The organism is Flavobacterium sp. GQ95, assembly GCF_059758655.1.
Window position 1 is genome coordinate 260,590 of the sequence record NZ_JCAXEB010000006.1, and the last position, 12,899, is coordinate 273,488.

At 33.8% G+C, this 12,899-nt stretch carries 13 protein-coding genes; 5 read left to right on the forward strand and 8 right to left on the reverse strand.

The features are described 5' to 3' along the window. Positions 1-20: 20 nt before the first annotated feature. Together AC6CH4_RS13795 and AC6CH4_RS13800 are read right to left on the reverse strand one after the other, a co-directional pair. On the reverse strand, positions 21-1,019 hold the full coding sequence (locus AC6CH4_RS13795; RefSeq protein ID WP_498103823.1) for a DUF6515 family protein: 999 nt from the start codon (positions 1,017-1,019) through the stop codon (positions 21-23). Positions 1,020-1,169: 150 nt separating this feature from the next. Further along, positions 1,170-2,390 (reverse strand): OprO/OprP family phosphate-selective porin, encoded by a 1,221-nt coding sequence (locus AC6CH4_RS13800; RefSeq protein ID WP_498103825.1) that lies wholly within the window; start codon positions 2,388-2,390, stop codon positions 1,170-1,172. Between the two features lie 262 nt (positions 2,391-2,652). Here AC6CH4_RS13800 and AC6CH4_RS13805 point away from each other — a divergent pair, with 262 nt between their 5' ends. Further along, the gene (locus tag AC6CH4_RS13805) at positions 2,653-3,681 is read left to right on the forward strand and encodes a quinone-dependent dihydroorotate dehydrogenase (RefSeq protein WP_498103827.1); all 1,029 of its coding nucleotides are present in this window, start codon (positions 2,653-2,655) and stop codon (positions 3,679-3,681) included. Here the strand turns inward: AC6CH4_RS13805 and AC6CH4_RS13810 are convergent. After that, positions 3,673-4,389 carry a DUF3307 domain-containing protein gene (locus tag AC6CH4_RS13810; protein ID WP_498103829.1) on the reverse strand — a complete coding sequence of 239 codons (717 nt, stop codon included), beginning with the start codon at positions 4,387-4,389 and terminating at the stop codon, positions 3,673-3,675. The genes AC6CH4_RS13805 and AC6CH4_RS13810 overlap by 9 nt on opposite strands. Further along, a complete protein-coding gene (locus tag AC6CH4_RS13815) occupies positions 4,386-5,000 on the reverse strand; it encodes a SatD family protein (protein WP_498103831.1) in 615 nt (204 codons plus the stop codon). The genes AC6CH4_RS13810 and AC6CH4_RS13815 overlap by 4 nt, the downstream gene beginning before the upstream one ends. A gap of 212 nt (positions 5,001-5,212) precedes the next feature. Here AC6CH4_RS13815 and AC6CH4_RS13820 point away from each other — a divergent pair, with 212 nt between their 5' ends. The 4 genes from AC6CH4_RS13820 (at position 5,213) to guaB (ending at position 9,865) form a co-directional block, all read left to right on the forward strand. Next, complete coding sequence (locus AC6CH4_RS13820; protein WP_498103833.1) at positions 5,213-6,079, forward strand: hydroxymethylglutaryl-CoA lyase; 867 nt, start codon at positions 5,213-5,215, stop codon at positions 6,077-6,079. 77 nt (positions 6,080-6,156) lie between these two features. Then, entirely contained in the window at positions 6,157-6,711 is a 555-nt protein-coding gene (locus AC6CH4_RS13825) for a hypothetical protein (RefSeq protein WP_498103835.1), read from the forward strand. Continuing rightward, entirely contained in the window at positions 6,708-8,108 is a 1,401-nt protein-coding gene (locus AC6CH4_RS13830; protein WP_498103837.1) for a DUF5723 family protein, read from the forward strand. Before AC6CH4_RS13825 ends, AC6CH4_RS13830 begins: the two co-directional genes overlap by 4 nt. 284 nt (positions 8,109-8,392) lie before the next feature. Then, positions 8,393-9,865 carry an IMP dehydrogenase gene (gene guaB, locus AC6CH4_RS13835; RefSeq protein ID WP_498103839.1) on the forward strand — a complete coding sequence of 491 codons (1,473 nt, stop codon included), beginning with the start codon at positions 8,393-8,395 and terminating at the stop codon, positions 9,863-9,865. Positions 9,866-9,920: 55 nt separating this feature from the next. Here the strand turns inward: guaB and AC6CH4_RS13840 are convergent, their stop codons facing one another. The 4 genes from AC6CH4_RS13840 to AC6CH4_RS13855 all read right to left on the reverse strand — a co-directional run bounded on the left by AC6CH4_RS13840 (position 9,921) and on the right by AC6CH4_RS13855 (position 12,888). After that, positions 9,921-10,424 (reverse strand): hypothetical protein, encoded by a 504-nt coding sequence (locus tag AC6CH4_RS13840; protein ID WP_498103841.1) that lies wholly within the window; start codon positions 10,422-10,424, stop codon positions 9,921-9,923. A gap of 242 nt (positions 10,425-10,666) precedes the next feature. Next, positions 10,667-11,548 (reverse strand): L,D-transpeptidase, encoded by an 882-nt coding sequence (locus tag AC6CH4_RS13845; RefSeq protein WP_498103843.1) that lies wholly within the window; start codon positions 11,546-11,548, stop codon positions 10,667-10,669. A gap of 106 nt (positions 11,549-11,654) precedes the next feature. Next, positions 11,655-12,269: a hypothetical protein gene (locus AC6CH4_RS13850; protein WP_498103845.1), complete on the reverse strand. Its 615-nt coding sequence runs from the start codon at positions 12,267-12,269 to the stop codon at positions 11,655-11,657. Between the two features lie 37 nt (positions 12,270-12,306). Continuing rightward, positions 12,307-12,888 carry an NUDIX domain-containing protein gene (locus tag AC6CH4_RS13855; RefSeq protein ID WP_498103847.1) on the reverse strand — a complete coding sequence of 194 codons (582 nt, stop codon included), beginning with the start codon at positions 12,886-12,888 and terminating at the stop codon, positions 12,307-12,309. Between the last annotated feature and the right edge of the window lie 11 nt (positions 12,889-12,899).

Below are 12,899 nucleotides of genomic sequence, written 5' to 3' on the forward strand. Positions count from 1 at the left end.
TCGATAAGGTTAGTGTAGTTTTAGTTATCTTTCTCAACCTGAACAACTTCGTATTTGTTTTTTCCGTCTACCTGAACAGGTTGATAGTATGTTTCTCCAAATTTCACATATTTTACATCCCCTATAGTGACTTCTTCACCGCCTTCAGGTAAATTATCTACAATGGTTCCTGCTGTTGGGGCGACCACTTTATAGCTGTTGCCGTCTTTTTCGTAGTAAGTTCCTCCGTAATAATAGTTATTGACGGTTCCGGTATTGACTGTTTGAGCACCACTCGGAATATTATTGACTGTCCCTCCAACCGGCGCGGGTACAGCAGTATAACCTCCGCTTGTAGGCGTATACCAAACTCCCTGATCATAATGATATTGAGTGCTTTCGACACTTACGACTATTGCTGTAACTGCTAAAGTCGCAACGAAAAATCCCCATGGATGCCAAACTGGTCCCCAATAAAATGGTCTGTACGGATGAAAGAAATAAGGATTATAGGCATGATATCTATATCCGCCATATACATAAGGAGGACGAACATAAGGTCTTGGTCCAGGTCTTACAATGGTATTACGATTGTTACGAACATGTATGCTATTGTTTACGTTAATATTTACATTGTTTCGATTTCTGTTAACCGTGTTGCCACTGATGTTGGTGTTTTTATTACCAACTCTGTTATTGTTGTTTGAATTTCGGGTAACATTATTACCTGCAATATTGGAATTATTAGATGGTCTGTTAACTTTATTATTGTTATTACTCGGTCTGTTAATTCCAGAACCATTAGATCCGGGTCTGGTTGCTGTATTCGGTCTGTTAATTCCGGAATTGTGAGATTCAGGTCTGTTTACTGACGGTCTTGACTGAGTTGCTGGTCTTGCTGGTCTCGCAGATGCACCTCCACGGTGTACACCTCCGCCACCTCCGCGATGTTGCGCGATACTATCAATTGAAATCAAAAAAAATGATCCCACTAAGCATATGAGTGCTGTTTTTCTAAGATTCTTTTTTATACTTTTCATTTTTAGTGTTTTAGGGATATTAAAATTATTAAAAAAAACAAGAATAATTTAGAAAACTATAAATCATTTTTGTTTCTATTTTAGTTATCTATTTGATTATAAATGTAATACAGTTATTTTGTTTTTTGTCTTTCTAAAAAAAATTTAGAGTTATAATGAAATGTCCCATTGTATTCTGAAACGCCATCCGGCTTCTAATGGTAAGGTTTTGTCCTGAAAGCTGAAATAGGATACTTCTGAGGTTAGTTTGTTTTTATGTCCTTTAAAAAACCAATTAAATGCAATTGTTGTTTCATCTTGCAAATTTTGCCTGATTGAATTATCAGGACGATAGGCGGCATGTCTCCCTGCCATCTCTAAATGTTTTGGCCACCAATCGAAAACATTATGAAAAAAATAACCAGCCTGAACGTAATAACCTCTTAACGTGGTTGTATCGTCATTGTTTAATTTATCGATGATTTTTTTAGTATGCCATTCACTTTGCCACGAAAAACCACGATACATAAATGCAGATTCTAAATTCCACTGATTCACGCGATATTGGCCTGGTAAACCATTTTCGTAACCTTCTAAAGAACCTCCCCCAGATTGAGAAAAACGAGTGTAAGGACTTCGGTTTGTTAATCCTGAAAAGGCAATAATTGGAGTTGGTTTTTCGTGAAATTCTAAATCGCTTCCTTCAAAATCAAGAAAACGTCCTAGAAAATTCCATTGCGCTCTTCCAAAATACATTAAATTATTATCATCATTTGAGGTATTTCCTCGTCCGGTTCCTGTTAAAGCTGCAGCCCAATAATTGAAATCGGCAATACCGCCTCCTTTTAAATGACCATATACTTCGACTCCCATTTGTCTGTCGACGGTAAAGGGCCTGTTGATTAACGATCTGTCGACGGTTTGCTGTTCACCACTACTGATAAAGCGTTCTCTGGTATATTCAACTTTCCATTGACCGACTTTAAAACTTAGCCATTTCCATTTTTCTACCATTATTCTAAAATCAAGTAAATTAGATTGACTGAGTTCGTACTCCCAATAATAGTTCAGCCATGGTTCAAAAGCATGACCTCCCACTTTTAATCTGGCCCGATTAATTTTGAATGTAGTTTCTTTATCCTGACTATAATCATCATAGGTTAACGGATCCTGATCGTTGGGTGTGGAGAATCGAAATTGCAGACGGCTTTGTAATTGAAAAAGAAATTTGTTGTCTGTTGTTCTTAATTCAATTCCTTTAGCGCCATAACTGACGTTTATTAGTTTAGTTGTGTCTTTTATTTGCTGAGCCCATCCGTTTAAGCCTAATAGCAGTATTAAACCTGACAGAATATTTTTGGAAATACGAATTAATATGCTGGCTTTATACATATTCTTACTTAGTTGTATAATTTGTATTTACTTTCGCTATTTCTTTTTAAAAAGATTACTGCTTAAATCAAATACAATTTGTAATAAGAATTTTCTTTATATCTCAAAATTAAATAATTAATAGTTGAAAAAGGTTTATTCAATAGCCTGACATTGTTTCATTTTATAATTTGCAACGTTTTATAATTTGTTTTATATAAAAAGAGCCTCTTTCAAGTATTATAATTAAATTTGCATCCGAAAAATAACACAACACACTCTTATGTATAAATTGATAATTCGTCCGATACTTTTTTGTTTTGATCCAGAAGAAGTACATTATTTTACTTTTTCATTTGTTAAATTCATTTCAAAAATCCCGGGAGTTTCATCAATTATAAAATCAATTTACGAAGTAAAGGATAGTCGTTTAGAGCGTGAAGTTTTCGGAATTAAATTTAAAAATCCGGTTGGTCTTGCTGCTGGATTTGATAAAGACGCCAAACTGTACAAAGAACTTTCAGACTTTGGTTTTGGTTTTGTTGAAATCGGAACCGTAACGCCGGTTGGTCAGGAAGGAAATCCTAAGAAACGTTTGTTTCGTTTGAAAGAAGATCAGGCTATTATTAACCGAATGGGATTTAATAATGGAGGAGTTCTGGAAGCTGTAGAACGTTTAAAAAAGAATTCAGGTGTTTTAATTGGTGGAAACATCGGGAAAAACAAATTGACTCCAAACGAAAATGCCGTTGATGATTATATCATTTGTTTTGATGCTTTGTTTGATCATGTTGATTATTTCGTAGTGAATGTAAGTTCGCCAAACACGCCAAATTTAAGAGCTTTACAAGATAAAGAACCTCTGACGGCTTTATTGCAAACGCTTCAAAACAGAAATGTAGAAAAGCAAAAGACAAGCAGTCAAAAAATAAAACCAATTCTTTTAAAAATTGCTCCGGACTTAACTGATGAGCAATTATTAGATATTATTGATATTGTAAAAACAACACAAATTGCTGGTGTGATTGCAACGAACACAACTATTTCAAGAGAGGGATTACAATCTGATAACCAATCTGAAATGGGAGGGTTATCCGGAAAACCATTAGCAAAACGTTCAACTGAAGTGATTCGTTTTCTTTCGGAAAGAAGCAATAAAGCATTCCCAATTATCGGAGTAGGAGGAATTCATTCTGCCGATGATGCAATTGAAAAACTAAATGCAGGAGCAAGTTTAGTGCAGTTGTATACTGGTTTTATTTATGAAGGTCCAGCCCTGATAAAAGCAATAAACAAAAAAGTTTTAGGGTAGTTGTAAAAGAAGAGCCTGAACGATTAATCCAGTCAATATCGCAATTCCAAAACTGATCAGAGTACCAATTAAAACATATTCGGTTAGTTTTCTGTCTTTGGCTTCCTGTAAATCTCCAAACCTGAAAATAGACTTGGCTGCCAATAAAAAACCAATTGCTTCAAAATGTCCGGTTAAGATAAAACAGAAGACAAATAATCTTTCTAAAATGCCAATGTAGTTTCCTGCATGGGCAAGTGAATTATCTGCGTGGGTATTTTCGCTTTCGGGACTCCAAATCGATATGATGGTTTTAATTATAATAGAAACGGGTTTGGTTACAAATAATATTCCGGTCAATAATATCCAAAATTCATTGTCCTGCCAAAAATAAATAATGCTTTTGTTTTGATATAGAAGAACAATCCCAATTAAAATTAAAATATGGGCAATTTGATCTGCAATAAACCAGATACGTTTTGTTTTCGGTTTCTGAAAATTTAATTTGATAAGGTCAATAATCCCGTGTGTAATGGCTATTAAAATAGCATAAGGAATAAAGCTGATTTCCCAAACTAAAATTGCTGCTAAAACTCCGTGCAGCATAATATGAAGATATAAGTAAATACTTTTGTGTTTTTTAGTTTCTTTATCGGCGACCCAGGAATTGGGCTGCCAGATAAAATCGCCTAGTAAATGCGCTAACAATAGTTTTATAAATAAAATCATGAGGCTGTAAGTTGTTTTATTTGTGTTCTGAAATAACGATCTAAATTCATAACCAAGTCAAATTGAGCTCGCTTTTGTCTACGGCTCACGGCAGCTTGGTTAATACCTAATTTTTGACCCAGTTCTTCTTGTGATAAAGTTGGGTTTTCTATAGCAATAGCAACAAATTCTGCAGATTGTACCAGCCAGTTGTCCATAAAAGTCAAAGCTAGCTGAATCATCAAATTCATTTTTTCATCGATATCTGTATTTCCGGTTCGCATTGCTAAAGTTACTTTCTGTTTTTTTAAAGTTTCAAAAAGTTCTCCGGAGTGTATAAAAGCATCTCCATAGCTTTCAGATATTTTTTCGGCATTGTGAGTTTTATTTCCAAAACCAATACTCATTCTGGCATCTAGTTTTACGGCTCTTAAATGGGCTTTAATTAATATTGCGGTTAATAAAGCTACTTTAGGATCTTTTATTTCAATCTGAAATTCATCCCCTCTGTAAACTTCCCATTGGCTTGGGGTTTCGCCAAACGGAGACAGGATTTTTTTTAAATCTTCAACCCAGTCTTTTGATTTTTGCTGTCTCGACCCAATTATATCACCTGTAATTACGCTTGTCATAGATTCAAATATAATTAAAAATAAATAAACTTTATATTACAAATATAGGGAATATTTTTTATTATTACGTTTTTACGTAATATTTATCGTTATTACGTTTTTTGGTAATATTATGATTTATTACAATATTGAGTAATATTTAATTTAATGAAAATTATAACTTTTATTTCTTTAAAAAAGAAGCTAACTTAGCCTTCACAAAAGAATAAGCTTTGAATAAAGAAATCAAGATTATCGAATGTCCGAGAGATGCCATGCAAGGTATCAAAACCTTTATTCCGACAAAAAATAAGGTTTCATACATACAGGCGTTGCTTCGGATAGGTTTTGATACCATTGATTTTGGAAGCTTTGTATCTCCAAAAGCGATTCCGCAAATGCAGGATACGGCCGAGGTTTTAGCACAACTTGATCTTTCTCAAACTACAAGCAAATTATTGGCGATAATTGCCAATACACAGGGAGCGGCAACAGCTTCAGAACATGAAGTAATTCAGTATTTAGGATTTCCTTTTTCTATCTCAGAGAATTTTCAGATGCGAAATACCCATAAAACGATTGCTGAATCATTAATTACTCTGGAAGAAATTCTTGAAATTGCCGATAAGAAAAACAAAGAAGTCGTAACCTATCTTTCAATGGGTTTTGGAAATCCGTACGGAGATCCATGGAATGTTGAAATAGTAGGCGAGTGGACCGAAAAACTTTCAAAAATGGGAGTTAAAATCTTATCGCTTTCAGATACCGTCGGAAGTTCTACTCCTGAAGTAATTACGTATCTTTTCTCTAATTTAATTCCAAAATATCCTCAAATCGAATTTGGCGCACATTTACATACAACTCCTGATAGCTGGTTCGAAAAAATAGATGCAGCGGCAAAAGCAGGTTGTACTCGTTTTGACGGTGCCATTCAGGGCTTTGGAGGATGTCCAATGGCTACTGATAAACTGACCGGAAATATGCCTACAGAAAAACTGATTTCTTATTTTACTGCTAATAAAAAAACAACAGGATTAAACTCTTTAAGTTTTGAGAGTGCTTATAATGAAGCTTCAAAATTGTTCGGAAAATTTCATTAAAAAGTAGTATATTTATTATTTACATGTAATAATGATTAATAAATCAGCGTTATTACTGACTATCTAATTCGCTACTCATGAAAGCAAATATCCTAAAAAGCGTAATTAAAACTTTAGTTTTTGCATTCTTGCTCATTTCATGCTCGAGTGATTTAGATTTTGATCAGGTTGACGACCTTAAGTTAGAACCTGTTTTCGTAGCTAATCTGGCGCATTTTAATGTTGCTGCCAATCAATTTATTGTTGACGGTCAGGCACAGCAAATCGCATCTGATATAGAGGAATTTGATGCTTTTAGAAAGAAATTTTTTAATGAAAATCTGGTTAAGGCTGAATTGAATTTTGAAATCGAAAACACCATAAACAGAGCTTTTACTCTCAATATATTACTTTTAAATGATAATGATGAGGTTCTTCAAACGATCCCGTTTGCGATTCCGGCCTATACAGGAACTCTAAATGTTATAAAATACCCTACAGAAGTTTTTGAAAACGAAAGGTTAGTACTTTTAAAGCAAACTACAAAAGTTGGTTTTTTAATTCAGGTAGCTTCCGGTCCGCCTATAGACGAAAACAGTTTAGGTAATTTAAAATTACGATCAGGCGCAACCGTTTATATGGAGATCGAATGAAAAAAGCGTACTTAATTTTAATGCTGTCTTTGCAGTTAGTTTGTTTTGCCCAAAACAGATCGCTCTTGTATAATTTTACATCAATTCCGCAATCGTCATTGGTTAATCCGGGCGCCGATGTTTCGTATAAATATTACTTTGGAATCCCTGTGTTATCCGGAATTTCGGCTAATATGGGTTCCAGCAGTTTCTCGGCTTATGATTTATTTTCCAATAATGGAGTTGATTTTAATGATAAAGTCAGAAATATTATAAACAAATCATCAAACAAAGACAAAGCTCAGGTCAATGAACAATTAGAATTGTTTTCCGGTGGTTTTAGGGTTGGGGGCGAAGACAGTCAATCCTATATTTCATTTGGAGCTTATCAGGAGTTTGATTTTTTAATGTACGTTCCAAAAGACCCTGCTATATTTGCCTTAGAGGGAAATAGAGATTATATCGGAAAATCATTTAATTTGGCCGATATCAATGTAAGAGCCGAAGTGCTCTCTGTTCTTCATGTTGGGTTTCATAAAAAATTAAATGAAAAAGTTGTTTTAGGAGGTCGGGCCAAATTATATTCAAGTGGTGCTAATGCCACCTCTACAAGAAATTCAGGATATATTTATACGGGGCAAAATGCGGGTACTCCAAATATTTATACGCAAATAATCTCCTCAAATCTGGAACTTAGAACGTCCGGAATTGCCAAATTTACCAAAGATGAATATGAAGGAAATGTTGCAGAAGATATCGCGCACAACACCTTTTTTAACGGAAGTTTAGGCTTGGGTTTTGATGCCGGAATTACTTATTACTTCAGAGACAATCTTCAGTTTACGGCAAGTATTATTGATCTTGGATTTGTAAATCAGTCCAAAGATATCGAAACTATAACCTATAAAGGAACTTATAGATACGAAGGTGCAAATCCTATTTTCGACCTTGCAAATGATCCTGATGATGTCTTTGATGATTTTGAAAAAGCTATTCCACGTGATACACTTTATAATAAATACACCACCTGGCGTCCAACCAAATTATATTCTTCTGTTCAATATTCTTTCGGAGAATCCAGGTCAGATGAAGAATGCAATTGTAAAGCATCCGCAAAAAAAAGATACCTTAATGCAGTTGGTGGTCAATTGTTTGCAATGACAATGCCAAATGAGCCTTTTGTAGCTTTTACGGCTTTTTACAAACGAAGCATTTTTGAAAAATTAGATTTCAAGGCTACTTATACATTCGATTCTTATTCCAGTAAAAATATTGGTCTGGGACTTTCCGGAACGATCGGAAAAGTCAATATTTACGCTCTCGTCGATAATGTCCTAGAATATAAAGATGTCTCGAAGGCCAATAGTCTCGCATTTCAATTCGGAATCAATTTTATCGTCCCTGAATCAAATGAATAATTTTTTACCATATAAGTAATATAAGTTCATATTATTAGTTGTGGTTATTTAGCGCAGATTGAAATCATATGAAATAAGAGAAAACCAATTTCTTATATGATTTAAAAAAGAAGCCGATTTAAATTATGCGCAAAAAACCTAAATTCCTTCTATGAACTTATATGGCTTAAAAAAAGAATTATTTTGTAAGAACATTCTCTATTAGAGAAAATTAAGAAAAAGTTAGTATTCAAGTTTCCAATTTATTCACTATATTTGCACGCAATTCAACTAGAAATTGCAACATGATAGCACACAACTCCAAGATTATCGGCGAAGGTTTAACTTACGACGATGTATTATTAGTACCTAACTACTCTAATGTGCTTCCTCGCGAAGTGAGTATCAAATCAAAATTCTCAAGAAACATAACACTAAACGTTCCTATAGTATCTGCTGCTATGGATACCGTTACTGAAAGTGCAATGGCAATCGCTATGGCGCAGGAAGGCGGAATTGGTGTTTTACATAAAAACATGACCATCGAGCAACAAGCTGCGAAGGTTAGAAAAGTAAAACGTGCAGAATCCGGAATGATTATCGATCCGGTAACCTTACCAATGACTTCAACAATTGCAGATGCAAAAAATGCAATGAAAGAATTCGGAATTGGCGGTATTCCAATCGTTGATGAAAACAGAATCTTAAAAGGAATCGTTACAAATCGTGACTTACGTTTCGAGAAAAACGGAGCAAGGCCAATTGTTGAGGTAATGACAAGTACTAACTTGGTTACTGTTGCTGAAGGGACTTCATTAGAACAAGCAGAAGTAGTCTTACAAGGTCATAAAATTGAAAAACTACCGGTTGTGAATGCTAATAACGAATTGGTTGGTCTAATTACTTTTAGAGATATTACTAAATTGACTCAAAAACCAATCGCAAACAAAGATGTTTACGGACGTTTGAGAGTTGCTGCTGCTATTGGAGTAACAGGTGATGCAGTTCAAAGAGCTGAAGCATTAGTTGCTGCAGGTGTTGATGCTATTATTATTGATACCGCTCACGGGCATACTGAAGGTGTTGTAAACACATTAAAAGAAATAAAAACAAAATTCCCAAATATTGATGTAATTGTTGGAAACATTGCAACTCCGGAAGCTGCTAAGTATTTAGTAGCCAATGGTGCCGACGGTGTAAAAGTAGGAATCGGACCTGGTTCTATCTGTACAACCCGTATCGTAGCAGGTGTTGGTTTTCCTCAGTTCTCAGCAGTTTTAGAAGTTGCTGCAGCCATCAAAGGAACTGGAGTTCCAGTTATCGCTGATGGTGGAATTCGTTACACAGGAGATATTCCTAAAGCTATCGCTGCAGGTGCTGATTGTGTAATGTTAGGTTCATTATTAGCCGGAACAAAAGAATCTCCAGGTGAAACTATTATTTTTGAAGGAAGAAAATTCAAATCTTACCGCGGAATGGGTTCTGTTGAAGCAATGCAAACAGGTTCTAAAGATCGTTACTTCCAGGATGTTGAAGATGATGTAAAAAAATTAGTTCCGGAAGGAATTGTAGGTCGTGTTCCTTATAAAGGAGAATTAAACGAAAGTATGCTGCAATTCATTGGTGGTCTTCGTGCCGGAATGGGATACTGTGGTTCAAAAGATATTCCGACTTTACAAGAAACTGGACGTTTTGTTAGAATCACCTCAAGCGGAATTACTGAAAGTCACCCTCATAACGTAACTATTACAAAAGAAGCTCCAAATTATTCAAGATAATTATTGGCTTTCAATATATAAAAAGGCATAAGATTCAACCCTTATGCCTTTTATTTTAGTTTAAAATTGAAATTCCATTATTCAGTTCATCGATGAGATTTTGATTTTGTTCTATTGCTTCGGCCTGCGCGCCGTATTGCATTTGTATAGAACCACCTTTTCCACTGTAGAAAAATCCTTGATATTTGTATAGATACTCATTATAATCTAATTCACATGTGAAATAATTCACTTCTATAGTGTTTAATTTCTTTTTATAGATTTTTAAATTTTTAATTTTTCCAAACTCTTTATATTGATCTTCAATGGTACTTTTGAGTTTTTTATCAGATATAAAATAATCATATTCAATAAAATAGATATTTACTAAGTTGTATTTATCGTTAAATTCAACATCCCAATTCTCAGATTTAGAATTTTTAATCCAATGATCAGGATTGTATTTAATTTGATACAGTTCTTTTCGACTCGTATAAGTTTCTGACTTTGAATTGCTTTTAGTTTGCCCAAATGAGAGCAGGCATGATAATAAAAATAGAACTATTAATTTTTTTGACATTTTATATTAAGGTTGCAAGTTTAAATTTTATAAAACGAAAGTAAGAAAATTTAACCAGTCATTTTGTAATTCAATACGACTATTAAAAATATCTTCTGCAGTACTTAAAATGTTGGAAGTTGAAGTTTTTTAAGAGACTTTGCGACGATGCGTGAGATTAAACTCATACACATATAAAAAATCAGCTAAAACAATTGCTCTAGCTGATTTCAGAAATGGTATATTTATGTGTAAATGAAGATTTACGATGTTGGAGTTTGATCTCCTTCTCTAAGTTTTTGATTGTCTAATATCTCCTGTAAAAAAGGCTGAACCTGAGTTTCAATTTCAGATTCTGAAATATTTAATGCTTTCGGGTCATTCACTAATTCGAACCATGGTTTTGGTCCGTCAAAATTATAACTTCCAAAAACAATTACCGGAGTTCCTTTTACTTTTACATTTTCGCTATCTTTCAAAATCCATTCATCAGCCCATTTATATAGGTGTTTTGCATCTTTTTCTAATAAACGCAGACAAGAATGTGAGGCAGGATAACCTGGTAATTCATATTCATGAAAACCAACACCTAGTTTATTTTCTATATTAAAGTTCCATTTTAAGTCCCATTCGTCGTTAAAAGTACTGGTCGTTTTTTCGGCTTTCCAATTGGTAAAAAATAGTCCGGTTGGTGTTGGATCTTTTTTTCTTCCCATATTTGTTGGTCCTGTATAAACTAATTCGCCATTTTCATAAGCAGCAAAAGTTTGAGTAGGATAGGAGAAAATCAACACTTTAGATACTTCTTCTAAAGCATCAACATGCAATGGAAAAGGAAGATAATAAACCAAATCACCGCTAAAATCAGTCGGAATTACAACTGAATCCTTTTTAGCGAAATTTAATTTATCCGTTCTGTTTATAGCGTAAGCAATATCAAGTTTAGTCGAGTCGCCTTTGATGGAATCAAGCCATTGTTTTGTTTTTTCAAATTTAAAAGCAATAGATGATTCTGGTTTTTTGTATTCAACTGTTTTGTGATTGTTTGCTTCTGTTCTTTCTATGGTTTTGCTTTTCACGCAAGAACCTAATGAAACTAAAACAACTAAAAGCAAAATGTTGGAAATGTAATATAACTTTTTCATAAAACTGGTTTTTTATTGATGTAAAGTTATTTTAATAGTCGTTCAAATGAATTACACAATTTGCTGAATAGTTTATTTGATTATCATTTTGAATTGTATAATGAAGCTATTGTAATTTGAAATAAGTTTTTGTCACTGTTCCACAAATTATTTCCGTTCTACCGGTTTCGGTTTTATCTCCAGTATAAGTTAAATTTAAATACCCGGTTTTTTCATCTATAGAATATTGCCAAATTTCATTATTAGAATAAATTAATTCAGAATATGATGAATCGCTACTTAAAGAGTCCGAATAAAGTATTTTTTCAGTTTTGATCAGCTTCCAATGCGTAGCTTTTTTTATCAATTCGTAAAACTGAATTTCGTTGCCATTTATTTGGATCATTTTACCAACTATACTGTCTTCTCGCATAACCCAGGAGGGAACATCATCAAACATTTTCCAATTTCCAGCCAACTCGGTAATTAGATTTTTTCGGAGAATTATTTTTAATGAATCGGCTTTTTTAATAGAAAGATTTCCAATTACTGTTTTTGAATTAAGCCTGTTAGTATAGTAAAATGAATTCATAGCAGTCTCTAAATAAGAGTTTTTCAGATACTCATTTGCTGAGTTAAATTCATTCTTTTGTAAATCTTCGGTATTACCATTACTTTGACACCATCCTTGAAAAGATAATACGAAAGCTATAGTAACTATTTTTATTCTAATTAAATACACAAGTATTTTTTATTTTAAGATATTTAAAACATTCTTCTTAAATCAACCCCTTTATCTTAGCATGTTGCAGTAAAATAATAGTTTTAGCATCCACAATTTCACCAGATTCGATCATCGCATAAGCTTCATCAAAAGTGTATTCCAATACTTGAATATTTTCTTGTTCAGAAGCTAGTCCGCCACCTTCGCTTACTTTCATGCTTTCATCGTATTCGCCGGTAAACAAATATAAGATCTCGGTTACGGCTCCTGGAGACATATAGGTTTGTGTAACTTTCTCTACTTTTTTAATTCGATAACCTGTTTCTTCTTCCGTTTCGCGAATGATACATTCTTCAGGATTGTCTTCATCTAAAAGTCCTGCACAAACCTCAATCATCATTCCGGTTTTATTTCCGTTAAGAAAAGTTGGTAAACGAAATTGTCTTGTAAGGATAACCGTTTTTTTAGTCGAGTTGTATAATAAAATTCCAGCACCATTTCCGCGATCATACACTTCGCGAACGTGAGTCTGAATTTTTTCCTTTTCTTTTTGATAACTAAAAGTAACTTTATTCAGTATGTACCAATTGTCTGATAATAATTTAGTTTCTGTAACTTTAATTTCCGGGTTTTTCATGGCGTAAATAT

Bases quoted from the DNA above. Each gene is read 5' to 3' on its own strand.
- AC6CH4_RS13795 (WP_498103823.1), bottom strand. From the start codon at position 1,019: ATGAAAAGTATAAAAAAGAATCTTAGAAAAACAGCACTCATATGCTTA.
- AC6CH4_RS13800 (WP_498103825.1), bottom strand. From the start codon at position 2,390: ATGTATAAAGCCAGCATATTAATTCGTATTTCCAAAAATATTCTGTCA.
- AC6CH4_RS13805 (WP_498103827.1), top strand. From the start codon at position 2,653: ATGTATAAATTGATAATTCGTCCGATACTTTTTTGTTTTGATCCAGAA.
- AC6CH4_RS13810 (WP_498103829.1), bottom strand. From the start codon at position 4,389: ATGATTTTATTTATAAAACTATTGTTAGCGCATTTACTAGGCGATTTT.
- AC6CH4_RS13815 (WP_498103831.1), bottom strand. From the start codon at position 5,000: ATGACAAGCGTAATTACAGGTGATATAATTGGGTCGAGACAGCAAAAA.
- AC6CH4_RS13825 (WP_498103835.1), top strand. From the start codon at position 6,157: ATGAAAGCAAATATCCTAAAAAGCGTAATTAAAACTTTAGTTTTTGCA.
- AC6CH4_RS13830 (WP_498103837.1), top strand. From the start codon at position 6,708: ATGAAAAAAGCGTACTTAATTTTAATGCTGTCTTTGCAGTTAGTTTGT.
- guaB (WP_498103839.1), top strand. From the start codon at position 8,393: ATGATAGCACACAACTCCAAGATTATCGGCGAAGGTTTAACTTACGAC.
- AC6CH4_RS13840 (WP_498103841.1), bottom strand. From the start codon at position 10,424: ATGTCAAAAAAATTAATAGTTCTATTTTTATTATCATGCCTGCTCTCA.
- AC6CH4_RS13845 (WP_498103843.1), bottom strand. From the start codon at position 11,548: ATGAAAAAGTTATATTACATTTCCAACATTTTGCTTTTAGTTGTTTTA.
- AC6CH4_RS13855 (WP_498103847.1), bottom strand. From the start codon at position 12,888: ATGAAAAACCCGGAAATTAAAGTTACAGAAACTAAATTATTATCAGAC.